The sequence below is a fragment of the Streptomyces sp. NPDC002867 genome, assembly GCF_053591895.1.
This window is the reverse complement of sequence record NZ_JBSFUR010000018.1, coordinates 20727-46557: the sequence shown is the minus strand read 5'-3', so window position 1 is coordinate 46557 and position 25831 is coordinate 20727. Positions and strand designations below refer to the sequence as shown.

Below are 25831 nucleotides of genomic sequence, written 5' to 3'. Positions count from 1 at the left end.
GGAACGGACACTTCTCGATGCTCATCGCCGCTGACGCACCCCCACCACCCACCCCGCACACCGGTGGTCTGCTCACTCTCATCGACGGCACCGCCGGTCTCCTCACCGTCGCCGCCCTCGGTATCGCCCTGCTTCTCCTGCTGATCATCAAGGTGCGGCTGCAGCCGTTCGTCGCGCTGCTCGCCGTGTCCATCGCGGTCGGACTCGCCGCGGGCCTGTCCGTCACCGAACTCTTCGGCACCGTCCAGCGGTCCGCCGCCGTCTCCGTCATCGAGACCGGCATGGGCGGCATCCTCGGCCATGTCGCCATCATCATCGGGCTCGGCACGATGCTCGGCGCGATACTCGAGGTGTCGGGCGGCGCCGAGGTGCTGAGCTCGCGCCTGCTCGGCCTGTTCGGCGAGAAGCGCGCCCCGCTCGCCATGGGCCTCACCGGCCTGATCTTCGGTATCCCGGTCTTCTTCGACGTCGGCATCTTCGTCCTCGCGCCGATCGTCTACGCGGCCGCCAAGCGGTCCGGCAAGTCGATCATCCTCTACGCGATGCCGCTGCTCGCCGGTCTGTCGATGACCCACGCCTTCCTGCCGCCGCACCCCGGCCCGGTCGCCGCCGCCGGCCTGTTCAACGTCTCCCTCGGCTGGGTCATCGTCATGGGCGTCGTGGTCGGCATCCCCGCCGTGCTCGCCGCCTGGGGCTACGCCGCCTGGATCGGCAAGCGGCTGTTCGTGGAGGTCCCGCAGGACATGGTGGAGGCCGCGGAGGACGCCAGGGCCGCCGTCCACGCCGAGCAGGCCGCTGCCGGCCGGGTGCCCCAGGAGGCGCCGGTCTCGCTGGGGACCGTACTCACGATCATCGGTACGCCGCTGATCCTCATCCTCGCCGCGACGTTCTCCTCCATCACGCTCGCCCCCTCCACCCCGCGCTCGGTCATCGAGTTCTTCGGCAGCCCCTTCGTCGCCCTGACGATCGCGCTGGTCATGGCGTACTGGCTGCTGGGCATCCGGCGCGGCTGGACCCGCAAGTCCCTCGAGTCGGTGTCCACGCAGTCCCTCAAGCCGGTCGGCAACATCCTGCTCGTCGTCGGCGCGGGCGGCGTCTTCGGCGCCGTGCTCAAGGCCAGCGGTGTCGCGCAGGCGCTGTCGGACACCTTCAACGACGTCGGCCTGCCGGTCATCGTCCTCGCGTACCTGATATCGCTGGTGCTGCGCGTGGCGCAGGGATCGGCGACCGTCGCGATCGTCACCACCGCGGGCATCGTCGTGCCCCTGGTCGAGAACGGCGACCACTCACAGCCGTTCCTGGCGCTGGTCATCATGGCGATCTCGGCGGGCTCCATCTTCGCCTCGCACGTCAACGACGGCGGGTTCTGGATCGTCTCCAAGTACTTCGGCATCTCGGAGCGGGACACCCTGAAGTCCTGGACGGTCCTGGAATCGGTGCTGTCGGTCGCGGGCTTCGCCGTCGCGGCGGCGCTCAGCCTCGTCCTCTAGCGGGCGGGCTTCGAGGGGGAGGGGCAGGGCGCGAGCTCTGCCCCTTCCGCGTCCTCCAGGGTCGACGGGTGGTCACACCCCCAGCACCGGACCGGCCGCCGGCCCCGGCACCCCCGTACGCGCCCGCAGGCCCGGAGTTCATCGCGGCCGACGCGCACAACGCCGTGCTCGTGGACGCGGCCGGCATCTGCTTCGACCAGGGCGCCCTGCACGCGGAGTTCGCCTGGCACGAGGTGCGCGGCGTCCGTCACGAGGTCCGCGGCCTGTGCCTCGTCGTCACGGTCGCGCACACGAACGGCATGCTCTACGAGTGCCGCGTCGGCGTCAGGCGCCGGGCCCGTCTGCGCGAATGGTCCGCCGGGCTCGTGCCGGTGCTCGGCCACTACCTCGGCGGCCGGATGCCCGCCGCCACGCCGGCCGGGCTGCCCTATCCGGTGTTGTGCGCGTGGGTGCGGACGACGTATGGCACCCCGTGGCCCGAGCGGCGGATCTCGGACCTCGGCTTCGCGTATCTGGTCGACACGCAGCCGGAGGCGTACCTCGACGGCGACACCTCCGCGATGACCTACGGCGGCGGTCCGGTGCTCGTCGTCAAGCGGGACGGCGCGGTCTGGGAGTTCGGCTCCAACCCGGTGTTCGCGCCGCTGTACGAGGCGCGCACGGAGGAGGAGTTCCGACGGACGACGGCGCGCGTCGTACCGGAGTGGGACCCCGACCGGCCGTGGTCGAGGATCGCGTTCACCTGACGGCGCCCGGGACCGCCGGTCCCGGGCGCCGTCAGGCAGTGGATCAGCCGGTGCAGTACTGGGACTCCTTGCCGATCGACCGGTACATGCAGTCGGAGTTCTCCAGCAGTTGGAGCACGGCGTCCCGGTTGCGGGAGGTCTCGCGCTCGATCACCTCGTCGGGCGGGTAGAAGCCGCCTCCCGACGAGGAGCGCGGGTACATCTCGAAGGTGTAGCCGAAGATCTTCTGGTTGCCCCACAGCCAGTCGTCGATCGAGCCGTCCGTGATGTAGAGGTCGCTCGACTGCTCGGCCGTGTAGCCGTTGCTCGCCGCCATCTTCCGGCCGACGGCGGCGAAGGCGTCGCGGTCGTCCTGTGTCATGCCGGCGGCCGTGTCGCTGTACGTGTACCCGTACGGCCACAGCACCAGTTCGCTGTAGGTGTGGAAGTCGATGGCCGTCCTGATCTGCTGCTTGCCGCCGACGGCCCGGGAGCGCACGAAGTTCGCGACGACCTTCACCTCGGGCGCCGACTCGGCGGACGTGCCCCGGTAGGTGTCGGAGCCGGGGGAGCCCGAGGAGCCGCCGCAGCAGCCCCACTTGTAGTTCCAGTTGCGGTTCATGTCGGTGCCGACATACGAGGAACCGGAGTTGGGCTGCCGGTTCTTGCGCCAGCTGCGGTAGGAGCCGGTGGCGATGTCGTACTCGCCGCCGTCCGGGTTGAGGTCGGGGACGATCCAGATCTCGCGGCTGTTCACGGCGTTCCTGATCCGTGCGTCGCTGCCGTAGTCCTCGCCGAACTCGCGCAGCAGGTAGAGCGCCATCTCCACGGTGAGGTGCTCGCGCGCGTGCTGGTGGTGGGTGAACAGGACCTCGGGCTCGTTCTCGTCGGTCGCCACGTTGTCGCTGATCTTGACGGCGACGATGTCGCGGCCCTGGTAGCTCTTGCCGATGACGCGCTTGCTCATGATGGCCGGGTACTGGGCGATGCGCTGGTCGATCTCGGCCGTCATCTCGGCGTAGTTGTGGTACTTCGCGTCGGCCGAGGGGAAGTCGAACGGCTCGACGCCGGTCGTCGCCGAGCGATCCGGCGGCCCGGGCAGGGCCGTGAGGGTGTGTCCGAGGGCACGCAGCCGCCTCGCCTGAGCAGCGGTGGCGCTGACGACGATCGTGTGGTCGTCCACCTCGTCGACGGACACCCCGGTGGCGGCGACGGCCGTGCGGTCGGCGGCGCTGTCGGGTCCGTGGATGCGGTACTGCCGGGTGCGTTCCTCCTCACCGGCGGCGGCCGGCGCGGGCCGGTCGGCCGACGGCGAGGCGCTGGCGGTCAGGGGTGCTGCCAGGGCGAGGGCGACGACGGCCGCGAGTGCGGCGGACCGTTTGCCCAGGGGGCGGATTCGCATGCAACTGCTCCTGAGGTGTGGGGGGTTGCTCAGTGCGTGTGCGTGTGCGTGTGCGGGGTGCCCGGTGCGGGGTGTGCGTGCGCGAGGTACGGGTGTGCGCGTGTGCGGTTGCGGCGGCGGTGGCTCGCGCGCTCATGGTGCGACTCTGGCATGCTCCGGTCAATAGCGACTCCCGGCCATACGCCCGCCCGCCGGATGCCGGACACCTTGCCGGGCCTCTTGCGGGATCACCGGCATCCGGCTTGGGTAACCCAGTCACATCGGAGGGACGAGCGGGAAGGCGGCTGCGCATGTCAGGCACCACCGAAGAGAGCACCGGCGAGGTCACCTCCCGGCCGCGCAGGGCGAGCTGGCGGTACATCGGACCGGGCATCGTCGTCGCGGCGACCGGTGTCGGGGCCGGCGACCTGGTCGCCACCCTCATCGCCGGAAGCAAGTTCGGCTACACACTCCTGTGGGCCGCGGTCATCGGCTGCCTCGTGAAGATCTCCCTGGCGGAGGCTGCCGGGCGCTGGCACCTCGCCACCGGACGGACCCTTTTCGACGGCTGGCGCAGCCTCGGCTCCTGGACCACGGTCTACTTCGTCATCTACGTCGTCATCTGGGGCTTCGTCTACGGCGCGGCCGCGATGTCCTCCAGCGCACTCCCGCTCGACGCCCTGTTCCCGGGGACCATGGACCTCAAGTGGTGGGCCGTGCTGTGCGGTCTGGTCGGGCTGGTGTTCGTCTGGTTCAACCGGTACGCCGTGTTCGAGAAGGTCATGACCGTGCTGGTCGGCGTGATGTTCGTCGTCACCGTCTACCTGGCCGTCCGGGTGACCCCCAATCTCGGCGACGCCTTCGCGGGCCTCGCGCCGGTCCTGCCGGACGGCTCGCTGATCTACACGCTCGGTCTGATCGGCGGCGTCGGCGGCACCATCACGCTCGCCGCGTACGGCTACTGGGTCAACGCCAAGGGCTGGACCGACACCGGCTGGATGAAGGTGATGCGCCTGGACAACCGGGTCGCCTACCTCACGACCGGCATCTTCGTCGTCGCCATGCTCTTCGTCGGAGCCGAGCTGCTGCACTCCTCGGGTGTCGCGCTGGCCAAGGGCGACAAGGGCCTGCTCGACCTGGGCGACGTCCTCGCGGACCGCTACGGGACCGTCACGGCCAAGCTCTTCCTCGTCGGCTTCTTCGCCACGTCCTTCACCTCGCTGATCGGCGTCTGGCACGGCGTGAGCCTGATGTTCGCCGACTTCGTCTCCAACTACCGCAAGAGGGGCGAGGCGGCGACGGGTACGGAGGTGGCGTCCGGCAGCCGGGAGAAGTCGCTGCCGTTCCGCGCGTACCTGCTGTGGCTCACCTTCCCGCCCATCGCGCTGCTCTTCCTGGACCAGCCGTTCGGCCTGGTGATCGTCTACGGCGTGATCGGCGCGTTCTTCATGCCGTTCCTCGCGCTCACGCTGTTCTGGCTGCTCAACTCCTCCCGCACGCCCGCCGAGTGGCGCAACGGCATCCTCAGCAACGTGATGCTGGCGGGAGCGGGCCTGCTGTTCGTCGTGCTGTGCGTGCAGCAGGTGCGGGACCTGCCCTGGTGAACCCCGCAGCGTACGACGAGGGCCCGTGCCGCCGGGGAGCGACGGCACGGGCCCTCGTCGGTCAACGCGCCGTCACGGCAGGTTGTGGACGTGCGGGCCGACGGCGTTGGACCAGGCGTTGCCGGCCGTCGCGTCCCAGTTGGTGGACCAGGTCATGGCGCCGCGCAGGGCCGGGTAGGTCTTCGAGGGCTTGAAGGAACCGCAGTTGGCGCCGCGGGTCAGGCAGTCCAGTGCGTTCTTCACGACGGACGGGTCGACGTAGCCGCTGCCCGCCCCGCGCGTCGAGGCGGGGACGCCCAGGCCGACCTGGGAGGCGTCCAGGCCGCCCTCCAGCTGGATGCAGGCGAGCGCCGTGAGGAAGTCCACGGAGCCCTGTGAGTACACCTTGCCGTCGCAGCCGAGCATCGAACCGCTGTTGTAGTACTGCATGTTGACCACCGTGAGAATGTCCTTCACGGCGAGCGCGGTCTTGAAGTACTCGGTGCCGGTGTTCTGCATGTCGATGGTCTGCGGGGCCATCGTCAGGACCAGGGACGAACCCGCCTTCTGGGAGAGCTGGCGCAGCGCCTTGGTCAGGTACGTGGCGTTGATGCCGTGCTCCAGGTCGATGTCGACACCGCTGAAGCCGTACTCCTGCATCAGGGCGTACGCGCTGTCGGCGAAGGCCGTCGCCGAGGCGTCGCTGTTGATGGTGACGTTGCCCTTCTCGCCGCCGACCGAGATGATCACCGACTTGCCCGCCGCCTTCTTGGCGGCGATGTCCGCCTTGAAGTCGGCGACGGAGGAGTAGCCGACGGCCGGGTCGAGGTTGAAGGTGATCTGGCCCGGGGTGGCCGTGGAGTCCGCGAACGACACCGCGATGATGTCGTACTGCGCCTGCACGTCGCGCAGCTTCTGCACCGTCGCGCCGTTGTCGAAGTTCTGCCAGTAGCCGGTCAGCGCGTGCCGGGGCACGGCTGGGTTGCCCGGGTTGCCGCCGGGAGCGGTGGTCCCGGTGACGGCGGCCGACCTCGCGGACTCGCCCGCCGCGTTGGTCGCCGTCACCTGGAAGCGGTACGCGGTGTTCGCGGCCAGTCCGGTCACCGTGGCCGACGTGCCGCTCACGGACTGGACCCTGGCGCCGTCGCGGTACACGTTGTAGCCGGTCGCGCCGGTCACCGCCCGCCAGTTCAGTGCCACGGAGGAGGAGGTCACGGTCCCGACGGTCGGAGCGGCCGGGGCCGCCGGGACGACCGGGTCGGGGTCGGAGCCGCCTCCGCCGTCGGGGCCGAAGACGCTCACGTCGTCGGCGTAGTAGGCGGCCTGGCCGTACCAGCCGTGGGTGTAGACGGTCACCGAGGTGGTGTTCGCACCCGTGGTGAAGGAGGTCGACAGCCTGGTCCAGCTGCCGGTCCCGGGCGTCCAGGTGGACACGTCGTTCGTGCCGGTGCCGCTCGCGCCGAGGTAGGCGTAGCCGCCCTGCACCCAGGCGCTCAGCGTGTACGTCGAGTTGGGCTTCACGGTCACGGTCTGGGTGCACCTGGCGTTGTCCTGGCCGGCGGGGGTGGCCTTGAGGGCCGATGCGCCGCTGTGCACGGGGGAGGACACGGAGGCCCCGCTGCCCGCGGAACAGGTCCAGTTGGCGAGCCCCGACTCGAAGCCCGCGTTCCTGGCGACGTTGACGTCGGCCGCCTCTGCGGTGCCTGCCGTGCCCATGAGACCGAGTCCGGTGCCGACGGCCAGCGCCAGGCCGGCGCCGAGCCATCTGCGTGCGCGTGTGGTGCGGTCCACTTGCAGCCTCCGGTGGGGGAGTTGGGGGGTGTGGAGGATCCGGAGCCGAGACCCGGAACGGTGGCCACCGTGGAGGTACAAGTTGGTCCAGACCAATCTGGTTGTCAAGACCTCTGGAGGAAGGCGGGCCCCGGCCGCCCGTCTCAGTCCCCTTCCTGGAGCCGGTCGGCGGACCACCCCGCCACGCAGCCGAGCGCCAGCACGGCATGGGACATCAGCAGCCCCTCGGCGGCCAGGTTCTGCCACTGGACCGCCATGTTGAGCACCTGGGCCGCCACGGGTACGGCGAGAGCCGCCGTCAGATGGCGGACGGTCACGTACCGGAAGGGCGGCCGGTGCAGCCGCGCGGCGGCCCAGACGGACAGCGCGACGCACAGCGCGTTCGGCAGGTGGATCAGCAGCAGCCGCCCGCCGAAGGAACCGAGCCCGGCCGGGGCGCCGAAGGTGTCGTAGACCAGGGTGACCTGGAGGTACTCGGTGAACAGCAGCACCACGATGCCCGCCGCCCAGGACTTCGTCAGCGAGAGAAATCCCGCTCTCGGCCCCTCGTTCCGCCGCGTGGGCACAGCCGGGTGGCCGTAGCGCGTCATGATGCAGCCTCCAGGGCGTCGAGGGCCTACTTGACCGCGATGCTGTCGATGATCTTCTTCAGCTCGTCGGGGGACAGGCGCCCCTCGGCCGCGTCGATCCGTACCGCGTACGCCGACTCGCCGGAGTCGAGACCGGCGACGATCACGCCCGCGACCCGGGTGCCCTTGGCGGGCGTGCCCCGTTCACCGGTCGAGGTGAACGTGTAGTCGATCCGCTTCGCGTCCCGCGCCTTCTCGGGACCCGCGACCCGCAGGTCCTCCTGTCCCTCGAGGGTGGCGCCGAGGGCGATACCGGCCTCGGCGCCGATCGCGGCCTCCTCCACCGAATCGGCGTTGGTGTAGTCGAGCTGGACGGAGATCATGGCGACCGTCCGGCCGCCCTCCTCCAGGGTGGCGGCGGCCGCGTTGAACTTGCTGCGCTCGCCCGCGCCCTGCTCCCTGAACGCCGGCGGATGGGCCACGGCGACGGAGTCCGTCGTCAGCCGGTGCCAGCCCTCGGGGACCTCGGCCCCGGCCGGACCGTTCCCGCACGCGGCGGTGAACGAGACGGCCGCCGCGAGGACGGCCGCCGCGAGCGCCCGCCGGGCCGTACGTCTGTGCCCGGTCGCCGTTCGCCCGCTCCAGGTGCTGACGCAGGTGCTGCTCATGGTGTGTGCGCTCCCCTCGGCCAGGTCAGTTCGCACAGTAGCTGTACGGGACGTAGTCACGGCTGTTTCCGTTCGGCGCTCCGAGGAAGTGGGCGTCGTCGAGGGTCTCCTCCTTCTTCTCGGTCGACACCGAGAAGCCGAGGCTCAGCCCCAGGTTGAGCTCGAACCCGTACTCCGCCGCCTCGGTCTGCCCCGTGTACGTCGTCCGGCTCGACAGCCCCTCGTCGAAGAGCAACTGGCCGAACGGGTCGTCGTTCCCGGGCCGGGTCGTCGGCGCGTGGTCGGAGAACATGTAGCCGAACGGCGCCCCCCGGTCCCCGTTGCCGTCCAGCCACGCCTGCGCGATCCTGCGCCGCTCGGCGCCCTCGGCGCCGGGCTCGACGACGATCGAGTGGGTGACGACCTCGATGCCCGTGGTCTGGTCGGAGCCCTTGACGCCGCTGCCGCCGCGCTTGTCGTCCCCGGACCTGCCGTTGTCGCCGCCCGCCTTGGCGCCGTCCCTGGTGGCGCCCTTCTCGACGGTACGGGTCATGTCGATGCGCAGGAGCTCGCCGGTCCTCTTGTCGTGGGTGACGGTGACGGTGCCGGTCTGCGTGGTGGACGCGGAGGACTCCCCGCTGATCGGCCCGGCCTCGTACCCGACCTTGCCGCCGTACTCGACGGCCGCGGAGTACGTGTAGGACTTGGTGCCCTTGTGGTCGTTGTCGGTCCAGGTGGCCTCGGGCGAGAACGTGAAGTTGCCGCCGAGCGTGGCGCCGAGCTTCTTCTCGTCCCCCGCGCTCAGCTTGAGTCCGCCGGCGGCACTGGCCTCCAGGCCGACCTTGCCGTAGCTGATGTGCCGGTCGCCCAGCTTCTCCTCGATGCGGTCGCGCAGCTTCTCCTCCTCGGCCATGGGGCCCTTGCCGAAGAGGTAGAGGATGCTGTTGCCGAGGCCGCCGCCGTGCGCGTTCGCGTGCCGGTTGGTGAGCTCGTAGGTCTTGAGCAGCTCGATGTCGTCCCGGAAGGCCTTGGCGTCGGCCTCGCTGTCGAAGACCCAGGTGTCGCCGTTGGTGACCTTGATGCCGGCCCCGAGCTCGACCTTGTCGGAGCCGAACTTGCCCACCTTGGCGCCGGGTTTCCAGTCCTTCTTGGCGGCGACGGACGCGGCGTCGGTGAAGGTCATCGTGACCTGCTGGTCGTCGTCGTCGACCGTGCCGTCGCCGTTGACGTCGTTCCTGGCGCGGAACACCTGTTGCTGGAAGCCGTATTCCTCGCCCCACTCGATGAAAAGGATCTTGGATTTGGCTCCGGCTCTGTCGCTGATGGACGTGATCTGGCAGAGCGGGGGTTCGTAGTCGGCGTCGGTTTTCGGCGCGGCCCGGGACGTGCCTCCCGGGGCGCACTGACCGCCGTCGATCGCACAAATGATCTTTTCGGTGATCGCGCTGCCCAAGCCGGATCCGGTCACGGCCCCGATGACGGTGGCAACGACCACGACCACCCCGAGATACTCGGTCGCCGTGGCCCCCCGGTCCCGTCTCATCCGGCGTCCCCCTCTCCGGCCGCGCACACCTTTCGCACGCGGAATCGGAATCGGAGCGTACGCACGGCGACGACTGCCCGGCGTGGGCCTGCGGACCCAATGAAGGGCCCAAAAGGAGTCCTGACCACGGCAATTCGGCCGGTGTGACGGGAGTCGACAATCGACGACTTCGTCCCCTTTCAGCCGTGTGCGAGTCGTACGGGTTGCCTGCGGGGTACCTGAAAGGTGTTCTCTGCCTCACAGGACGTGGTTAGAGTGCTGATGCAGCAGCACGAGCAGTGAGGAAGCGGTCGCCGTACGTTCGGCGACCGGATTCGAACGGGGAAATGAGCGTGCAGACCGCGATCGCTGTCACCAGCGCTGACCTGGTGTTACCGCCCACCGACCAACACACGCCCACGGCAGCGCTGTTGCCGCCTCCGGACGCGCAGCCCCTCGACGCCGCGCTCGTCGACATGCAGGTGCTGCTGGACCAGCACGGCTATGTGGTGGCGCTGTATCCCGCCTCGATCCCCGTCGCCCACGAGCGCAGACTGCACACCGTGCGCTCCGTCCTGGAGAGCGACCGCATCGCCCTGATAAGGCTGGCGCTGCCGCCGCTCGGTGTGGCCGTGCTCGTCCGCCAGCTGCGCCAGCTGTCGATCTGCGACTTCAGCGCCGGCATCGTCGCCTCCGCGGCCCGGCTCCTCGCGCACTACGTCTACGCCGGGGCCCTGCTGAACTCCGTCGCCAGGCTCGACCGGGTGCCGGTGAGCCTCAAGTCGCACGCCAAGTCATGGGTGCCGGGCTCGCAGTTCGCGGTCCTGGCCAACCCGCAGCCGCACCTGATCAGGATCGGCGGCGGAGAGCTCGCCGGACCGGAGTTCGGCAACCGGCTGATCGTCGCGAAGGGGCAGTTGCAGAGCGAGTGGGTCACCGCGACCCTCGCCCCCGCATGGCGCTGCCAGGCCCTGCACGAGACCGCACTGCCGGGTGATTCGCCCCGCTGGTGGGGCACCTCGAAAATGATCGAATTCGCCGCCTACCTCCCCGACATCACGCTCGTCTACCAGCTCGTCTCGTCGGTCAAACGGGAGAAGTGCTCCTGGTGCGGCCTCGAAATCATCGGCGACCGCTGTGAATTCTGTTCGGCGCCGCTCGCGCCGGCGGAGAACCGAACACCGAGCCCCGGTGTCCTGAACCACGGAACACCTATGCGTCCCGGGTCGTAGTCGCACCAGGGCGGTCGTCCGGACCAGTGGCGGGAGAAAACCCGGCACGGGCACCGGCCGTCCCCGCACCGTCCGCCAACCGTCCGTCTCCCCACGAGGTCGTCCCGCCCATGAATTCACGGCAGCGCCGCGGTGTCATTCTTCTGCTCCTGTCCGTCCTGTGCGCCTTCGGCGCGTTCGTCGGCGTGCTTTCCGTGATCAGCGATGTGAATTCCAAGGTCGGACCGGAGGTGACGGCCTACCGGATCACATCGGACGTCGCTCCGTACACGGAACTCCAGCCGAGCCAGTTCGAAAAGATCACGATGCCGAAGCGCTGGCTCTCGTCGAGTGCGGTCACCGACCTGTCCGTGGTGGAGGGGAAGATCGCCGTCACCCAGCTGCGCAAAGGGTCGCTGCTCCAGGCCGACATGATCGTCAAGCGCCCCGCGCTGGAGAACGGCGAGCAGGAGATCGCCATCATGATCGACGCCGCCACCGGTGTCGCGGGCAAGATCACCCCCGGCGATCTGGTCAACATCTTCGCCACCTTCGACGACGAGGGGCAGGACAAGGGCCAGGTCGCCGAGTCCCGGATCATCGTCCCCAACGCCAAGGTCATCGACGTCGGCAGGCTCACCGCCCTGGAGCCCAAGGGCGACGACCGCGACGCCGCCGCGACCCAGGCCGTGCCCATCACGTTCGCCCTGAACACGCAGGACGCCCAGCGCGTGGCGTTCGCCGAGTCGTTCGCCGTCCACGTACGCCTGGCCCTGATCGCCAAGGGCAGTCCGACCACGCTTCGTCCGGGTGAAGGCACGTACACCCTCGACGAGGACAGGAACAAGTGAGGGCCGGATGACGACACGCATCCTCCCGGCCGTCGGCGACGCCGACGCCGCCCGATCCATCGCCACCCTGCTCAGCCAGCTGCCCGAGGCCGAACCGGCCGCACCGGTGGCCGATTCGACCTCGCTGCTCGACACGCTCGCGCGCCTGGCGGGCGAGTCGCTGGACGAGCTGCCCGAGGTCGTGCTGGTGCACGAGCGGATCGGGCCGGTGCCGGCACTGGAGCTGATCCGGGAGGTGGCGCTGCGCTTCCCCGCGGTCGGCGTCGTCCTGGTCACCGCCGACGCGAGTCCCGGCCTGTACTCGTCGGCCATGGACTCCGGCGCGCGCGGGCTGGTCGCGCTTCCGCTCTCGTACGAGGAACTGACCCAGCGCGTCCAGGCCGCGGCCTCCTGGTCGCTCGGCGTGCGCCGCCATCTCGGCCACAGCGGCGACGTGTTCACCGGTCCCGGCGGCATCGTGGTGACCGTGTCCGGGGCGAAGGGAGGCGTCGGTACCACGCTCGCCTCGGTCCAGCTCGCGCTGGCCGCCCGCGCCTCGGGCATGACGACGGCGCTGGCGGACATGGACCTGCAGGCCGGTGACGTGGCCTCCTACCTGGACGTGCAGTTCCGGAGGTCGATCGTCGACCTCGCCGGTATCCAGGACATATCGCCCCGCGTGCTCCAGGACGTCGTCTTCACCCACGACACCGGCATCGGACTGCTGCTCGCCCCCGCCGACGGAGAACGCGGCGAGGAGGTCAACGACCGGGCGGTGCGCCAGATCGTCAGCGCCCTGCGCAACCGCTACGAGGTCGTGGTCATCGACTGCGGCACCCAGATGAACAGCGCCAACGCGGCGGCCGTCGAGATGGCCGACACGACCGTGCTGGTGACGACGCCGGACGTGGTGGCGGTCCGGGCCGCCAAGCGCATGGTCCGGCTCTGGGACCGGCTGCAGATCCGCAAGGCCGAGGAGACGATCACGCTCGTCAACCGGTTCACACGCAACGCCGAGATCCAGCCCGCCCTGATCGAACGGATCACCGGCACACGCGCCGCGCGATCCGTCGTCCCCGCGAACTTCAAGGAACTGCAGGGCGCCGTCGACGCCGGCCGCATGCAGGACCTGGAGGCCAAGTCCACGGTGAAACAGGCCCTGTGGGGCCTCGCGGGCGAGCTGGGCATCGTGAAGGCGCCCGAAGGGAAGGACAGAGCCGGCAGGTTCCGGGGCGACCGGGGATCCATCGGCGTACGCCGCCGGCGAGGCGGCGGTCTCAAGGGGGAGAGTTGAGCGATGGGCGTGCTGAGCGCACCACCGAGCACGGGACGGGCCGGTACCCCGCCAGGCCGTGACCCGCGGCGGCCGCGGGCCCGCGGAGGCGGTGGCGACCGGGGGCAGGTGGCGGTCGAGTTCGTGGGCATGCTGCCGCTCATCGCGGCCGTCTGCGTCCTGCTGTGGCAGTCGGCCCTGCTGGGCTACACGTACATCCGCGCGGGCAACGCGGCCGACGAGGGCGCGCGGCAGGGAGCGGCCGACGCCTACGGGCAGTCGTCGGATCAGCGGTGCCGCTCGGCGGCCAGGGAGGACCTGGGCAGCTGGAACGGGGACATCGCCTGCGGCCCGGCGTCCGGAGGGATGTACGCGGCCGATGTGACGCTCAAGGTCCCCGTCCTCTTCCCCGGCTTCGTCGACTTCCCCTTCGAGGTCGAGGGCCACGCCAGTGCGGTGGACGAGGGGGCGGCGCCGTGACGGGGGCGAAGAGAAGCGACCGCGGGCAGGTGGCCCTGGAGTTCGCGGGATTCCTGCCGCTGCTGCTGATCCTGGCGCTCGCAGCCGTCCAACTCGGCGTCGCCGCCTACGCCACCTCCCAGGCGGGCACGGCCGCACGGGCCGCCGCACGCGCCGAGAGCGACGACAACTGGCGGACGGACGGCGGCCACGCGGGCCGCAGCGCCGTCAGCGACTGGCTGTCCGACGGTCCGGGGGACTTCGACTACAGCGCACGGCCGGGAGGCGGCGAGGTGACCGCCACCGTCCGGGTCAGGATCCCCTCCGTCGTGCCCGGAATCGACGACTGGGGCCACGCCGAGCGCAGTTCCACCATGCCCAAGGACTGAGACCGCCGTACGCCGAGGAGTCGCACATGAGCCTGCGGGCACGCATCACGGCCCCCGAGGACCGAGGGGGCGGGCGGGACGACGGCCATCTGGTGGCCACGTACCGGGCCAAGCTGCTCGAGGAGATCGACCTCGCGGAGATGTCGGCGCTGGCCGCGGCCGAGCGCCGGGCGCGGCTGGAGCGCGTGCTCGGGCACATCATCAGCCGTGAGGGGCCGGTCCTCTCCGCGTCCGAGCGCTCCCAGCTCATCCGCCGGGTCGTGGACGAGGCGCTCGGCCTCGGCGTCCTGGAACCGCTCCTGGAGGACGCGTCCATCACCGAGATCATGGTGAACGGGCCGGACCAGATCTTCGTCGAGCGCGGCGGCCGCGTCGAAATGCTGCCGCTGCGCTTCGCCTCCAACGAGCAGCTCATGCAGACGATCGAGCGCATCGTGTCGACGGTCAACCGCAGGGTCGACGAGTCCAACCCGATGGTGGACGCCCGCCTGCCCTCCGGCGAGCGTGTCAACGTCATCATCCCGCCGCTGTCCCTGTCCGGTCCCACGCTCACCATCCGGCGCTTCCCGCGCGCCTTCACGCTCTCGGAGATGATCGGCTTCGGCTCGCTCGACGAGCACATGCTCCATCTGCTCTCCGCCCTCGTCCAGGCCAGGCTGAACATCATCGTCTCGGGAGCGACCGGCACCGGGAAGACGACCCTGCTCAACGCGCTGTCCGGACTCATCCCGGAGGGCGAGCGGGTCATCACGATCGAGGACTCCGCGGAACTCCAGCTCCAGCAGCAGCACGTGATCCGCCTGGAGTCCCGCCCGGCGAACGTCGAGGGCAAGGGCCGGATCACCATCCGCGACCTGGTGCGCAACTCCCTGCGCATGCGTCCCGACCGCATCGTCGTCGGTGAGGTCCGCGGTGGCGAGACCCTCGACATGCTCCAGGCGATGTCGACCGGTCACGACGGATCGCTCGCCACCGTCCACGCCAACAGCGGCGAGGACGCGCTGATGCGCCTGCAGACGCTGGCCTCCATGTCCGAGGTGAAGATCCCCTTCGAGGCGCTGCGCGACCAGATCAACAGCGCCGTCGACTGCATCGTGCAGCTCACCCGGCACGCCGACGGCGCGCGCAAGATCAGCGAGATCGCGGTCCTCGACTCCCGGGGCCAGGAGCCGTACCGGCTGGCCACCGTCGCCCGCTTCGCCGCGCGGCCGATGGGCGCGGACGGACGCGTCCACGGAACGTACGAGCACTTCCCCCTGCCACGGCGTCTCGCCGACCGGCTCTTCATGGCGAGCCAGCCCGTCCCGCAGGCCTTCGGCGTCGCCGCGCACGAGGACCAGCTCGCCGTCCGAGAGGCCAAGTAGGGAGCGCGCATGACCACTACCGCACTGCTCACGATCGGCGGCACGCTCTTGTTCGGCGTGCTCGCGGTGATGGGCGTCCACGCCTGGTCAGCGGGCCGCTCGCAGCACCACGCGCTGCTCGACCGGCTCTCCCACTCCGGCCGCACCGAGGAGACCGGCGGCCGCCGGCGGCGCTTCAGGGCCGTCGACCGCAGACTGCGGGGGACCGGCCTCGGCAGGAAGATCGAGCTGCGCCTCGCCGCGACCGGCCTCGACCTCACGCCCGGCGAGTTCTTCGTCTACATGGTCGCGGTGACCGCCGGCCTCTGGATCACGGCGCAGGCACTCCTCGCGTCCTTCTTCGGGCCCATCGCGGGACTGCTCGGCATCTGGGGCGCGTTCGCGTTCCTCAACTGGCAGCGCACCAAGCGCATCGAGAAGTTCATCAACCAGCTGCCCGAGCTCTCCCGCATCCTCGCCAACGCCACCCAGGCCGGCCTCGCCCTGCGCACCGCCCTGTCCATGGCCGCCGAGGAGCTGGAGGCGCCGGCCGGCGAGGAACTGGGCCGGGTCGCCGACAAGCTGGCCGTCGGCCACTCCGTCGACGACGCCCTGGGCGAACTCGCCGAGCGCCTCCCCTCCCGCGAACTCGTCGTGCTCGTCACCACCCTGGTCCTGTCCAACCGGGCCGGTGGCACCCTGGTCGGCTCCCTGCGCAACCTCACCGAGACGCTGGAGGAACGCAAGGAGACCCGGCGCGAGGTCCGCACCCAGCTGTCCCAGGTCAACATGACCGCCTACGCGGTCCCCGCCATGGGACTCGGCGCGCTGCTGCTGCTCGACCGCGTGATGCCCGGCGCGATCGACCGCATGACCAGCTCGTTCATCGGCCAGGCCGTCGTCGTCGTCGCCCTCGTGCTCTACGCCCTCGGCGTCTTCGTCATCCGTCGGCTGTCCAAGATCGACATCTGAGGAGGAGCGCACCGCGATGATCGCACTCGGCCTGGCCCTCGCCGTGGCGCTCTGCGTCGTCGGAGCCTTCCACGGCATCCGCATGTACCGCGCCGACGCCAAGCTCCCCGGCGATCTCGCCGTCGCCCTGGAGGTCGGCGCCACCCGCACCACCGCGGTCGGCTCCGCCGTCGACCGCCTCGGCATGCGCTACGCGCCCGCGGTGCTGCGGATGATGGGCCCCGCGCGGGTCAACAAGGTCCGCCGCAGGATCGACCTCGCCGGAAACCCCGGCGGCCTCACCATCGACCGGTACGCGGCCCGCCGCGCCGTCTACGGATTCCTCGGTCTCTTCGGGGCCTTCGCCATGATCCTGCGCGGCCAGCCCTTCCTCGCCCTCTTCATGGTCGCGTTCGGGCTGTTCTGGGTGGAGGTCGGCATCCTCGCGGCCGTCCGGCAGCGCAAGGAGCAGATCGAGCGCACTCTGCCGGACTTCCTCGACGTCCTCGCCGTCGTGGTCAGCGCCGGCCTCGGCTTCCGCGAGGCACTGGAACGCGTCGCCGACAAGTACGAGGGCCCCTGGGCCGACGAACTACGGATCACTCTGCGCCAGATGGACATGGGCGTCGGCCGTCGCAAAGCCTTCGACGAGCTCCGCAGGCGCAACGAGTCGGAGCAGGTCGCCCAGTTCGTCACCGCCCTCCAGCAGGGGGAGGAGCTGGGCGCGCCGATCACCGAGACCCTGATCCAGATCGCCAACGACATGCGCCGCACCGACGCCCAGAACGCCCGCCGCAGGGCGTCCAAGGCGGTCCCGAAGGCCACGCTGACCATCACGTCGATCATGGTCCCGGCGACCATGATCCTCCTCGTCGCGGCCTTCGTCTTCGGCGCCGACGCCGACTTCAGCTCGGTCGGCGGCTGACACCGTGACGCCGTCGCCGCCAGAGGGGGGACCGCAGTGGCCCTGCACATCGGGAGGATAACGGGAGGCCTCGGACCGGCCTCCCTGGCCCGTGCCACGGCCGATCCCGACCAGACGCCGACGCTGGCCATCCAGGTCAACGCCCTGCAGGCGCTGTGCCGCCAGGTCTTCGGGTTCCGGCTGGCGATGATCGGCCTGGCCACCCCGCTGGCACTCGGCGCGGCCAACCCTGGCGTGCCCACCTACCTCGTGGCCTCCGGCGTGCTCGTGACCTTCATGTTCTCCTACGGACTCTTCCGGGACTGGGAGCGCTGGGGACCGCTGCTGCTCGGGCACCCCGCGCTGCTCGCCCTCGACGCCCTCTTCGGCGCCCTCCTGCTCATCACGGCCGGACCCGACAGCACCCTCGGGTACGTCACCATCTGCACGCCCCTGCTCGCCGGGCTCGCCTACGGGTGGCGCGGCGCGGCCTTCTTCGCCTGCCTCCAGGCCCTGATCCTGTTCGCCGTGTACGGCGCCGACTCCGACGCCGTCGCCACCGCGGGGAACTCCCTGCTGCTGCCGGGCTTCTGCGTCGTCACCGGCGCCATAGGGGTCACCCTGCGGAATCTGCTGCTGCGCTTCGGCGCCGCGAGCCAGGCCCTCACCGAGGCCCGGGCCCGGCTCGCCGTCAACGAGGCGGTCGGCGGCGAACGGGCCCGGCTGGCCCGCGAGATGCACGACTCCGTCGCCAAGACCCTGCACGGCCTGGCACTCGCCGCCGACGGCCTCGCCTCCACGGCCGACCGCATGGACCCGCTCACCGTCAGGCACCAGGCCGAACTGGTCGCCCGCTCCGCGCGCCGTGCCGCGGCCGAGTCCCGTGAACTGCTGAGCGACCTGCGCCGCAGCGACGACCTCCGCTCGGACGGGGTCGACGTCACCGAGGAACTGCGCGCCACGGTGGACGACTTCGGCCGGCGCACCGGCATCGGCGCGGAGTTCCGCAGGCTCGGCGGCCCGCCCGTACCGCCGGTCCCGCGCGCGGTCGCCCGGCAGATGCTCACGATCGCCGGCGAGGCGCTGGAGAACAGCGGCCGCCACGCGCACGCCACCCGGGTGCGGGCCGAGACGGGGATCGTCGACGGGATGCTGCGCATCAGCGTCCTCGACAACGGCAGCGGGCTGCCCCCGGGAACGACGCTCGACTCCCTGCGCAAGGCCGGTCACTTCGGCCTCGTCGGGATGGTCGAACGAGCGGCGGGCATCGGCGCACGTATCCGTATCGGACGCGGCACGGCCGCAGGCACGGAGGTCCGCCTCGACCTCCCGCTGGCGGCGATCCTGCCTGCGCAGCCCGACATCCACCGCTCCCCACGAAGCACCAACCCCTGAGAGGAGGCCGCACGATGCCGGACGAGAGCTCACGCACGTCGGGTCAGCAGTTCACGACCCCCCACGCCTCGCAGCACACGTCGTCCCACGCCACTCCGCTCCACTCGGCCCCGCCGTTCCCCCCACCTCCCCCCTCACCCCTGCGGGTGGTCATCGCCGACGACAACCCGGTGGTCAGAGCCGGGCTGACGGTCCTGCTCGGCGGGCGCGACGACATCCGGGTGGTCGCCGAGGCCGCCGACGGCAGGCAGGCGGTGGAAGCGGCCCGCCGGCACCGGCCCGACGTCATCCTGCTCGACGTCCGCATGCCCGGCGTCGACGGCATCTCGGCCCTGCCCTATCTGGTGCAGGCGGCGCCGGTGATGATGCTGACGTACAGCCGGGAGAACGAGATCGTGCAGGAGGCCCTGCGACTGGGGGCGGGTGGCTACCTCGTGCACGGCGAGTTCACCGCGGACCAGCTCGTCGCCGCCGTACGGGACGTGAGGGAGGGCCGCGCCCACTTCACGGCGACCGCGGCGAACGCGCTCCTGGCCGAGTTCCGCGGCGGCCGTGCGCCCGGCCCGCAGGGCGGGCAGCCGCTGCCGGACGGACTCGGCACGGCGTACGTACCACCGGCCCCGCCCACGGGCGGCCATCCGGCCGTGCCTCCGCATCCCGCCGCTCCGATTGTCTCGACTTCCTGGAATCCGAGCGAAGATGCTTCGCATCTGCAATCGAATGTGGGACAGTCGTCCGTGCGGCACGGGGGTGACGCCGGGCTTTCCGCCGGTGTGCCACAACCTGCCCGCGACAAAGACCAGTTCGGCCTGAGTGCGAGGGAGGTGGAGGTGATGGACCTGATCGCGTCGGGCATGAGCAATCAGCAGATCGCCGCCACCTGCTTCATCAGCGAGAAGACCGTCAAGAACCACATCAATCGCATCTTCGCGAAGCTTCACAGTGTCAGCAGGAGCGAGGCGATCGCCGTGTGGATCGGCACGGCACGTCCCGATCGCGGTTCGGGGAGGGGCCGTGGCTGAACACCGCAGGACCCAGCCCGCTGATTGGGCCCCGGATTGGGCCCTGGGGCCCTCTTCGGCGACCGCATGTCGGCCGTACGTTTCCGGCGTCGCAACAGAGACGTACGAGTCGGCCGGCCACCGGTCGGCCGAACCCGAAGGGGGACGACATGTCGAACGACACTCTGCTGAAGGCCGCGGTCGGCACGCAGGTCCGCGTCAACGGCTGGAAGAACACCGTCGTCAGCCGCATGACCGACCGCGAGCGTTCCAAGGGCCAGACCGCGCTGGAGTACCTGGGCATCATCATGGTGGTCGTCGTGATCATCGGCGCGATCGTGGGCACGGGCATCGGCGGCAAGATCACGCAGAAGATCAACGAGCAGATCGACAAGATCAAGGCCGGCTGAGCCGCTTGGCGGAGCGCAGCACGAAGGACCAAGGGCAGGCATTCCCCATCTACGTGGTGATGGTGGGGAGCCTGCTCTTCCTCGCGTTCGCATTCTTCGCAGTGGGTCAGGCGTCGGCCACCAGGAACACCGCGCAGGGCGCGGCGGACGCCGCGGCGCTGGCGGCGGCACAGGACGCTCGTGAGAAGCTCACGGGCGAGTGGCTCGACTCCCTCGAAGACCCGACCACCTGGCAGGACATCTTCGACGGCAAGGTTCGGATCGACGCATGTGATGCGGCGGCGGCGTTTGCCGAAAAGAACGGGGCGGTGCTGTCCGAGCCCTGTTATTCCGAGCCGTACCCGTGGCTGACCTACACGGTCCGCGTGCAGACGAAGAAGCCCATCGGTGACTCGATCATCCCCGGTACGGAGAGCCAGTTCGCCACGGCCGACGCCAAGGCCGCGGTCAAGCCCCTGTGCACCTTCGAGCTTCCCGACGACGCGGAGATCCTTCCCACGCTCACCTGCAAGACCAAGAGCTGGGACCTCGAGGACGACCCGACGGACCTGCCCGACGCGAAGGACCTCTTCGACGTCAAGTTGGTCGACTGACAAGCGAACGACGAGAGAAGGAACTCGATTCATGAGCATTCGGCGCATCCTGAAGGCCCGTAGGGGGGCGGCAGCGGTGGTGATGACCGCCACCCTGGCCCTCACAGTGGCCGGCTGTGGGGGAGACGGGAACAAGAAGGATGAGCCGTCGAGCTCGTCCAGCAGCAAGCCGTCCGACAAGGGGGACAAAGGCTCCGGTGGCGCCTCGGCTCAGCCGGACACCAGCAAGGTGATCGCCACGGTCCAGGGCAAGGACGGAATGGTCCTCAAGGTCAACTCCATCGAGAGGGACTCCGGCGGTTTCGTCACCGTCAACGCCGTGGTGGAGAACACGGGCAGCGCGGCCTATTACGCGACGACGGAGTGGCGCGGGACGGAAGAGGAGCTGCGAGGCGGCGGCCAGTCGGTCGGCGGCGCAACGCTCGTCGACAAGGCGGGCAAGAAGCGCTACTACGTGCTGCGCGACACTGAGGGCCGATGCCTCTGCACGTCCGGATTCACGCAGGTCGACGCCGGCAAGAAGATGCCCATCTTCATGCAGTTCCCGGCGCCGCCGGAGTCGACGATTCAGGTTGACTTCCAGATGCCGTCGTTCCAGAACGCCACCCTCGAGATCTCCGGGTGAGTGCCGCCATGACCCACACCCCCATGCGCCGGCCGTCCACCCGGTTCGTGCTCACGGCGTTCACCGCCGCGGCCCTCCTCGTCGGCTCCCACGTCCTGTCCGCGACCGAGGCACGGGCCGACGACAAGCCGAGCGTGCCGCCGGGCACCGAGGCGTCCGCCTCGCCGCCCGTCGAGGTGGACGCGGACAACCCGGGTCTCAAGATGGTCGACGGCGCCACCCTCGCCCCGGCCAAGGTGCTGGACCTCAAGTCCGTCATCGAGTCCGAGGGCGGTGAGGAGCGCCGGGAGGACACGAACTCGGACGTGAAGTACGCCCTCCAGGCCGAAGTCCTCTTCGGCAAGGACAGCGCGAAGCTCAGCCCGGCGGCGAACGGCCGGATCCAGGCCATCGCCAACGAGATCAAGAAGGAGAACGCGAAGCAGGTCCGTATCTTCGGATTCACCGACAACCTCGGTTCCTCCGCCCACGGCGACGTCCTGTCGAAGCAGCGGGCGGACGCCGTGCACTCGGTCCTGTCCAAGGCGCTCAGCGACGCGGGGATCACCTACGAGGTCCGCGGCTACGGCGAGCAGTTCCCGATCGCGGACAACTCGAACGAAGAGGGCCGCAAGAAGAACCGGCGCGTGGAGGTCTCCTACCCGCGGGGCGGTGGCTCCCAGGGCTGACACCACCCAGGCCGGGCCGCGCGCCACGACGCGGCCCGGCCTGCGCGCGCCGTCGGCTGCAGGAGGTGGCCCACCAACCGCGTGCCGGAGCCCGTCAGATGCCGCTCACCTGAAGGCCGCCACGTTGCGCGTCGCCCAGTCGGCGAACGTGCCGGGCGCGCGGCCGAGGACGCGTGCGACGTCGGGGCTCACCCGCTGTTCCTCGGGCGACGGATCGCCCAGGATGCCGAGCGTCGCCTCCACGACCGGTTCGGGCATGAACCGCAGCATCTGCGTCCGTGCCTCCGTACGGCTCTGCTCGACGAACCGCACCTCTTCGCCCAGCGCGTCCCCGATCGCCGCGGCCTGCTGCCGAGGCGAGACCGGCTCCGGCCCGGTCAGCACGTACGTGCTGCCGCCGTGCCCCGGTTCGCGCAGTGCGGCCTCGGCGACCGCGGCGATGTCGTCCGGGTCGATGGCCGGCAGGGCGACGTCACCGAACGGCGCGGTCACCGTCCGCCGCGTGCGGACGGCCTCCGCCCACTGGAAGGCGTTGGAGTCGAAACCGCCCGGTCGCAGCACCGTCCACTCCAGTCCCGATCCCTTGACCCCGTCCTCGAACTCAGGGGAGTGGCGGCCCGTGCCGACTCCCTGGGAGGACAGGAAGGCGACCCGGCGGACGCCGCCGGCCCGCGCCGCGTCGAGGACGGCTCCCGCATCGGTGCCGGCCGCCGGCATGTCGCCCGAGTACAGGAGGAAAAGCGCGTCAGCCCCTTCGAAGGCCGGTTTCAGGCTCTCCGGATCGGCGAGGTCGGCCCGCCGGTGCCGTACGCCCGCCGGCACGTCCAGCGGCGCGGACATCCCGCGCGAGAGCGCCGTCACCTGTTCGCCGGCCTCGGCGAGTGCGTGCACGAGCGGCCGACCGACGTTGCCCGTAGCCCCAGTTACCACAATCACGTATCGCTCCCGGTTGTCGTGTTTCTCCGTGGACTCGAGGAAGCTATCGGCGCGGGCATAGTAGGTACCTAGAGGAAAGTAATAGGGAGAGGGGCTTGTTGTGACCGACAGCACAATGCACGTGGTGCCTCCCGGCGCCGACCCGGAACAGGCCTGCCCCATCGCCCCGGTGGTCGACATCGTCTTCAGCCGCTGGACCACGCCGATCCTGTGGGCGCTCCACACCTACGGCCGGCACCGCTTCGTCGAGCTGGAACGCCGCATCGCCACCATTACGCCCAAGGTGCTGACCCAGCGGCTGCGGCAACTGGAGCGCGACGGGCTGGTCGTGCGGACGTATCACCCCGAGGTGCCCCCGCGCGTGGAGTACGAGATCAGCGAGCTGGGCCGCAGTCTGGCACCGCTGTTCGCCACCCTGGCCGAGTGGGCGGCCGTTCATCTGGACAAGGTCGAGCAGGCGCGAGCGGAGCACGACGCACGGGAGCCGGCCCCCGGCCGCCGGAGCTGACCCGGCCCCGCCGCTCGCCCGCGTCGCCGTCACCTCCGCATCGCAGGGCGCATGCGCTCGACCGGTTCGTGCTGCCCCGGTGCCGGTCGCGTCCGAGATCGTCGCGCCGGTCGCGGACACCCTGAGAGGGATCGCGCTGCGGCGCCTGCTCGGCGTCGTCGTCGAGGTCTGCGGCAGGCGGTGGGGATCCGCGGGGCCGAGGTTCGTATCAGCAGGAAGTGGCGGCGGATGCCCACAGCGCGAGCTGGGCGCGGTGCAGGAATGCGCCAGCGGCTCGCCCTGGCCGCCGCGCTGCTGAAGGAGCCCGATCTGCTGATCCTCGACGAACCGACGAACGGGCTCGACCCGGCCGGAGTCCGGCTGGTTCGGAGCATCGTTGCCGAGGAGGCGGCCCGCGGCGCCGGAATCCTCATCTCCAGCCACCAACTGGACGAGATCGCCCGGCTCTGCGACAGCATCGTCATGATCTCCCAAGGCGTGGTGAGCGCCTCGGGCACCGTCGATCAACTCGGGCTGGGTGCGGCCGACGGCCCACAGGGCCTGGAGGACTGGTTCTTCAACCAGCAGCGGCCGGTGGCCCGCGCCGGTGAGCCGGAAGGCGGGCGATCATGAAGTCCTGGCTGCGCCTCCTCGGCGCGGAACTGCGCCGCACACTGCCCCGCCTGCTCCCCGTGACACTTCTCCTGCTGCTGGCCGTCGGCATCACCCTCCAGACACTCAACGTGCAGCGCGTTTCCCACAACAACGTGCAGAACGTGCGTATCGGGCTGGACAAGCTGACCCCCGAGGGCTGCGCCGAGGACACGGCGAATCTCCCGCCCGACGTCCCTGCCGAGCCGTTCCTCAAGGACTGCTTGGCCGGTCTGGAGACCACGCGCGGCCTACCAGGACATCGAGGCCGGCTTCACCGCCACCGCGGAGCACATGGCACTCGCCCAGCATTCCCTCGGTGCCGTCGGCTGGGCGTTCGGGTGTCTCGCCACCGCACCCGGCCTGATCGCGGTACTGGTTCTCGCCGCGTTCTTCACGGCCGGCGAATGGTCACGCGGGACGGCCGTGCCGCTGCTGCTTCAGGAGCAGCGGCTGTGGCGACTGCTGTCGGCCAAGGCCGCCGTGCTCTGGGTGTGGTCGCTGCTGGCGGCCGCGGCGGCGTCTGCCGGGGTATGGCTGCTGGCCGTGATGCACACGCGTCGCGCCCTTCCGCTCCACCACCTGGTTTCGCCGGACGACGTCTCGTCCTTCGCACTGCAGCGGGCCGGTACCGGCGTGCTGGTGCTCGGCGTGGCCTGTGCGGCCGCTGTCGCTCTGGCGGCAGTGGTACGGATGCCGCTGCGCACGGTGCTCGTAGGGGTGCTGATCCTGGCTGTTACCGCGCTGCCCGTCACGGAGTGGCTGCCCGGTCCCGTCCTCGCCGACGGAATGGGCCTGTCCGCCGGGCTGAACGTCTACGACCATCTGTGGACCACGGCGTCGGACTCGGCCACTCCCGCCGCTGTACGGACACTGCCCTGGATCGCGCTGCTTTCCCTGGCGTTGTGGCAGAGCTGGCGCACCCGCCCGCGCAATCTGGTGTGAGAGGCGGGACATGACACGGATCATTGCCCCGTTGCGGGCAGAGGTGCGGCTGGCGGTTCAGCCGGCAGCCGTACTGACCGTCCTGATCGCCGCTGCTGCGGCGGCACGTGCGGTGTTCCTGTACGTCGAGGCCGTTCCGCGCGGGACGGCCGGGCTGGACAAGAGCCTGATCGCACTCGCCACTCCGGCCGGCGCGTTGCAGGCGGCCGCCTGGCACCATGCCTCCCTGCGCGGGCTGGCGTTCGTCGCGCTGGTCGGCGGCGTGGTACTGGCCGAGGGCCTGGAGAGCGGAACGTGGCCGCTGGTGCGGCTGTACCAGACACGGGTGTCGCTGCTGGTGGTGCGCAAGCTCGTCGTCGTGCTGTTCCTCGCAGCGCGAGGCGTGGTCGTCACCGCGGTGGTGTTGTGGCTGGCCGTCAAGGTGAGCCACGCCGTGCAACCTCCGGGCGGTCCGCCGCCCGGTCTGCGGCCGACGACGCCCGCTGATCCCGAGGCCGTGGAGGCCGGGGTGGCCCCACCCGGCTGGGGCGATGCGATGGGCGCCTGCGCCAAGACGCTGCTGGTGTTGTCGTTCTACGCAACGCTCACCGCGTGCGCGGCTGCCGCTGCGCGGGCCGTCATCCCGGCCGCCGTCCTGGGAGCGGGACCCGTGGCGGCCACCCTGCCGCTCGTCACCACGGACTTCCGTGCCTGGACACCGCATTACTGGATCGCCTCCTGGACGGAATTCCCCGAAGACGCGCAGGGGAAGCTGTACTGGTGGAGTTCCACCCCCGGGTCCCCGGACACCGGCACGGCCCTGGCCGTGCTGTCCGCCGCCACCGCAGCTCTGCTGACGGCCACCTGGCTGCAACTGCGTGCCGAGAGATCCCTGTAACCTCGCGCATGAAGGCCGGTAGCCGCCGGGCGGCAGAGAGGCGGACACCGGTGCTCGGCACCACGCGCGCCTGACCGGCTCTCGCCGAGGCTCGTGGCGTGGAGGCCTGCCGGCGCTGAGCCGGTAGGCCTCACATTGCCGTTCGCGCGGAGAACTGCGTCCCCGGACACCGCGG

The 25831-nt window shown here is 70.4% G+C and carries 27 protein-coding genes; 21 read left to right on the top strand and 6 right to left on the bottom strand.

What is annotated here, in order from left to right; all coding sequences use genetic code 11:
* Window positions 1–17: 17 nt before the first annotated feature.
* Both ACWD0A_RS18990 and ACWD0A_RS18985 read left to right on the top strand, forming a co-directional pair.
* The gene (locus ACWD0A_RS18990) at window positions 18–1490 is read left to right on the top strand and encodes a GntP family permease (RefSeq protein ID WP_451299503.1); all 1473 of its coding nucleotides are present in this window, start codon (window positions 18–20) and stop codon (window positions 1488–1490) included.
* 68 nt (window positions 1491–1558) lie between these two features.
* Window positions 1559–2236: a hypothetical protein gene (locus ACWD0A_RS18985; RefSeq protein ID WP_451299501.1), complete on the top strand. Its 678-nt coding sequence runs from the start codon at window positions 1559–1561 to the stop codon at window positions 2234–2236.
* A gap of 43 nt (window positions 2237–2279) precedes the next feature.
* On the opposite strand, the gene ACWD0A_RS18980 is transcribed toward ACWD0A_RS18985, so the two are convergent.
* Window positions 2280–3617, bottom strand: coding sequence for a M14 family metallopeptidase (locus ACWD0A_RS18980; protein ID WP_451299499.1), 1338 nt, complete (start codon window positions 3615–3617; stop codon window positions 2280–2282).
* Window positions 3618–3907: 290 nt separating this feature from the next.
* On the opposite strand from ACWD0A_RS18980, the gene ACWD0A_RS18975 reads away from it, so the two are divergent.
* Window positions 3908–5200 (top strand): Nramp family divalent metal transporter, encoded by a 1293-nt coding sequence (locus ACWD0A_RS18975; RefSeq protein WP_451299497.1) that lies wholly within the window; start codon window positions 3908–3910, stop codon window positions 5198–5200.
* Between the two features lie 72 nt (window positions 5201–5272).
* Here the strand turns inward: ACWD0A_RS18975 and ACWD0A_RS18970 are convergent, their stop codons facing one another.
* The 4 genes from ACWD0A_RS18970 to ACWD0A_RS18955 all read right to left on the bottom strand — a co-directional run bounded on the left by ACWD0A_RS18970 (window position 5273) and on the right by ACWD0A_RS18955 (window position 9729).
* Complete coding sequence (locus tag ACWD0A_RS18970; RefSeq protein ID WP_451299495.1) at window positions 5273–6970, bottom strand: chitinase; 1698 nt, start codon at window positions 6968–6970, stop codon at window positions 5273–5275.
* A gap of 143 nt (window positions 6971–7113) precedes the next feature.
* Window positions 7114–7560: a hypothetical protein gene (locus ACWD0A_RS18965; RefSeq protein ID WP_451299493.1), complete on the bottom strand. Its 447-nt coding sequence runs from the start codon at window positions 7558–7560 to the stop codon at window positions 7114–7116.
* Window positions 7561–7586: 26 nt separating this feature from the next.
* Complete coding sequence (locus ACWD0A_RS18960) at window positions 7587–8207, bottom strand: hypothetical protein (protein ID WP_451299491.1); 621 nt, start codon at window positions 8205–8207, stop codon at window positions 7587–7589.
* 25 nt (window positions 8208–8232) lie between these two features.
* Window positions 8233–9729: a hypothetical protein gene (locus tag ACWD0A_RS18955; protein WP_451299489.1), complete on the bottom strand. Its 1497-nt coding sequence runs from the start codon at window positions 9727–9729 to the stop codon at window positions 8233–8235.
* Window positions 9730–10055: 326 nt separating this feature from the next.
* Between ACWD0A_RS18955 and ACWD0A_RS18950 the strand changes: the two genes are divergently transcribed.
* The 14 genes from ACWD0A_RS18950 to ACWD0A_RS18885 all read left to right on the top strand — a co-directional run bounded on the left by ACWD0A_RS18950 (window position 10056) and on the right by ACWD0A_RS18885 (window position 21760).
* Complete coding sequence (locus ACWD0A_RS18950; protein ID WP_451299487.1) at window positions 10056–10940, top strand: hypothetical protein; 885 nt, start codon at window positions 10056–10058, stop codon at window positions 10938–10940.
* A 110-nt stretch (window positions 10941–11050) separates the two neighbouring features.
* Window positions 11051–11770, top strand: coding sequence for a Flp pilus assembly protein CpaB (gene cpaB / locus ACWD0A_RS18945; protein WP_451299485.1), 720 nt, complete (start codon window positions 11051–11053; stop codon window positions 11768–11770).
* Between the two features lie 7 nt (window positions 11771–11777).
* A complete protein-coding gene (locus ACWD0A_RS18940; protein ID WP_307713718.1) occupies window positions 11778–13043 on the top strand; it encodes an AAA family ATPase in 1266 nt (421 codons plus the stop codon).
* Window positions 13044–13151: 108 nt separating this feature from the next.
* Window positions 13152–13502, top strand: coding sequence for a TadE/TadG family type IV pilus assembly protein (locus tag ACWD0A_RS18935; RefSeq protein WP_451299482.1), 351 nt, complete (start codon window positions 13152–13154; stop codon window positions 13500–13502).
* A complete protein-coding gene (locus tag ACWD0A_RS18930; protein ID WP_451299480.1) occupies window positions 13499–13870 on the top strand; it encodes a TadE/TadG family type IV pilus assembly protein in 372 nt (123 codons plus the stop codon). Before ACWD0A_RS18935 ends, ACWD0A_RS18930 begins: the two co-directional genes overlap by 4 nt.
* A gap of 26 nt (window positions 13871–13896) precedes the next feature.
* Window positions 13897–15234, top strand: coding sequence for a CpaF family protein (locus ACWD0A_RS18925; protein WP_451299478.1), 1338 nt, complete (start codon window positions 13897–13899; stop codon window positions 15232–15234).
* 9 nt (window positions 15235–15243) lie between these two features.
* Window positions 15244–16185 carry a type II secretion system F family protein gene (locus ACWD0A_RS18920; RefSeq protein WP_451299477.1) on the top strand — a complete coding sequence of 314 codons (942 nt, stop codon included), beginning with the start codon at window positions 15244–15246 and terminating at the stop codon, window positions 16183–16185.
* Window positions 16186–16201: 16 nt separating this feature from the next.
* Window positions 16202–17089, top strand: coding sequence for a DUF5936 domain-containing protein (locus ACWD0A_RS18915; protein ID WP_373429285.1), 888 nt, complete (start codon window positions 16202–16204; stop codon window positions 17087–17089).
* Between the two features lie 36 nt (window positions 17090–17125).
* Entirely contained in the window at window positions 17126–18463 is a 1338-nt protein-coding gene (locus ACWD0A_RS18910; RefSeq protein ID WP_451299474.1) for a sensor histidine kinase, read from the top strand.
* A 14-nt stretch (window positions 18464–18477) separates the two neighbouring features.
* Window positions 18478–19485: a response regulator gene (locus ACWD0A_RS18905; protein WP_451299472.1), complete on the top strand. Its 1008-nt coding sequence runs from the start codon at window positions 18478–18480 to the stop codon at window positions 19483–19485.
* A gap of 149 nt (window positions 19486–19634) precedes the next feature.
* Window positions 19635–19874 carry a hypothetical protein gene (locus ACWD0A_RS18900; RefSeq protein ID WP_451299470.1) on the top strand — a complete coding sequence of 80 codons (240 nt, stop codon included), beginning with the start codon at window positions 19635–19637 and terminating at the stop codon, window positions 19872–19874.
* Between the two features lie 5 nt (window positions 19875–19879).
* Window positions 19880–20467, top strand: a complete 588-nt coding sequence (locus ACWD0A_RS18895; RefSeq protein WP_451299468.1) for a pilus assembly protein TadG-related protein — start codon at window positions 19880–19882, stop codon at window positions 20465–20467.
* A gap of 31 nt (window positions 20468–20498) precedes the next feature.
* Window positions 20499–21092, top strand: coding sequence for a hypothetical protein (locus ACWD0A_RS18890; protein ID WP_451299466.1), 594 nt, complete (start codon window positions 20499–20501; stop codon window positions 21090–21092).
* An 8-nt stretch (window positions 21093–21100) separates the two neighbouring features.
* Complete coding sequence (locus tag ACWD0A_RS18885; protein WP_451299464.1) at window positions 21101–21760, top strand: OmpA family protein; 660 nt, start codon at window positions 21101–21103, stop codon at window positions 21758–21760.
* Between the two features lie 105 nt (window positions 21761–21865).
* On the opposite strand, the gene ACWD0A_RS18880 is transcribed toward ACWD0A_RS18885, so the two are convergent.
* Window positions 21866–22696 carry an NAD(P)H-binding protein gene (locus tag ACWD0A_RS18880; RefSeq protein WP_451299462.1) on the bottom strand — a complete coding sequence of 277 codons (831 nt, stop codon included), beginning with the start codon at window positions 22694–22696 and terminating at the stop codon, window positions 21866–21868.
* Between the two features lie 115 nt (window positions 22697–22811).
* Here ACWD0A_RS18880 and ACWD0A_RS18875 point away from each other — a divergent pair, with 115 nt between their 5' ends.
* The 4 genes from ACWD0A_RS18875 (at window position 22812) to ACWD0A_RS18860 (ending at window position 25656) form a co-directional block, all read left to right on the top strand.
* Window positions 22812–23204 carry a winged helix-turn-helix transcriptional regulator gene (locus ACWD0A_RS18875; protein ID WP_451299656.1) on the top strand — a complete coding sequence of 131 codons (393 nt, stop codon included), beginning with the start codon at window positions 22812–22814 and terminating at the stop codon, window positions 23202–23204.
* 261 nt (window positions 23205–23465) lie between these two features.
* The gene (locus ACWD0A_RS18870) at window positions 23466–23816 is read left to right on the top strand and encodes an AAA family ATPase (RefSeq protein ID WP_451299460.1); all 351 of its coding nucleotides are present in this window, start codon (window positions 23466–23468) and stop codon (window positions 23814–23816) included.
* Between the two features lie 312 nt (window positions 23817–24128).
* The gene (locus ACWD0A_RS18865; RefSeq protein WP_451299458.1) at window positions 24129–24779 is read left to right on the top strand and encodes a hypothetical protein; all 651 of its coding nucleotides are present in this window, start codon (window positions 24129–24131) and stop codon (window positions 24777–24779) included.
* Between the two features lie 10 nt (window positions 24780–24789).
* On the top strand, window positions 24790–25656 hold the full coding sequence (locus ACWD0A_RS18860) for a hypothetical protein (RefSeq protein ID WP_451299456.1): 867 nt from the start codon (window positions 24790–24792) through the stop codon (window positions 25654–25656).
* The last annotated feature ends 175 nt before the right edge of the window (window positions 25657–25831 follow it).

Coding starts and splice junctions, on each gene's coding strand:
- ACWD0A_RS18990 (WP_451299503.1), top strand. CDS start 18: ATGCTCATCGCCGCTGACGCACCCCCACCACCCACCCCGCACACCGGT.
- ACWD0A_RS18980 (WP_451299499.1), bottom strand. CDS start 3,617: ATGCGAATCCGCCCCCTGGGCAAACGGTCCGCCGCACTCGCGGCCGTC.
- ACWD0A_RS18975 (WP_451299497.1), top strand. CDS start 3,908: ATGTCAGGCACCACCGAAGAGAGCACCGGCGAGGTCACCTCCCGGCCG.
- ACWD0A_RS18965 (WP_451299493.1), bottom strand. CDS start 7,560: ATGACGCGCTACGGCCACCCGGCTGTGCCCACGCGGCGGAACGAGGGG.
- ACWD0A_RS18960 (WP_451299491.1), bottom strand. CDS start 8,207: ATGAGCAGCACCTGCGTCAGCACCTGGAGCGGGCGAACGGCGACCGGG.
- ACWD0A_RS18955 (WP_451299489.1), bottom strand. CDS start 9,729: ATGAGACGGGACCGGGGGGCCACGGCGACCGAGTATCTCGGGGTGGTC.
- ACWD0A_RS18950 (WP_451299487.1), top strand. CDS start 10,056: ATGAGCGTGCAGACCGCGATCGCTGTCACCAGCGCTGACCTGGTGTTA.
- cpaB (WP_451299485.1), top strand. CDS start 11,051: ATGAATTCACGGCAGCGCCGCGGTGTCATTCTTCTGCTCCTGTCCGTC.
- ACWD0A_RS18940 (WP_307713718.1), top strand. CDS start 11,778: ATGACGACACGCATCCTCCCGGCCGTCGGCGACGCCGACGCCGCCCGA.
- ACWD0A_RS18925 (WP_451299478.1), top strand. CDS start 13,897: ATGAGCCTGCGGGCACGCATCACGGCCCCCGAGGACCGAGGGGGCGGG.
- ACWD0A_RS18920 (WP_451299477.1), top strand. CDS start 15,244: ATGACCACTACCGCACTGCTCACGATCGGCGGCACGCTCTTGTTCGGC.
- ACWD0A_RS18915 (WP_373429285.1), top strand. CDS start 16,202: ATGATCGCACTCGGCCTGGCCCTCGCCGTGGCGCTCTGCGTCGTCGGA.
- ACWD0A_RS18905 (WP_451299472.1), top strand. CDS start 18,478: ATGCCGGACGAGAGCTCACGCACGTCGGGTCAGCAGTTCACGACCCCC.
- ACWD0A_RS18900 (WP_451299470.1), top strand. CDS start 19,635: ATGTCGAACGACACTCTGCTGAAGGCCGCGGTCGGCACGCAGGTCCGC.
- ACWD0A_RS18890 (WP_451299466.1), top strand. CDS start 20,499: ATGAGCATTCGGCGCATCCTGAAGGCCCGTAGGGGGGCGGCAGCGGTG.
- ACWD0A_RS18885 (WP_451299464.1), top strand. CDS start 21,101: ATGACCCACACCCCCATGCGCCGGCCGTCCACCCGGTTCGTGCTCACG.
- ACWD0A_RS18875 (WP_451299656.1), top strand. CDS start 22,812: ATGCACGTGGTGCCTCCCGGCGCCGACCCGGAACAGGCCTGCCCCATC.
- ACWD0A_RS18870 (WP_451299460.1), top strand. CDS start 23,466: ATGCGCCAGCGGCTCGCCCTGGCCGCCGCGCTGCTGAAGGAGCCCGAT.
- ACWD0A_RS18865 (WP_451299458.1), top strand. CDS start 24,129: ATGGCACTCGCCCAGCATTCCCTCGGTGCCGTCGGCTGGGCGTTCGGG.
- ACWD0A_RS18860 (WP_451299456.1), top strand. CDS start 24,790: ATGACACGGATCATTGCCCCGTTGCGGGCAGAGGTGCGGCTGGCGGTT.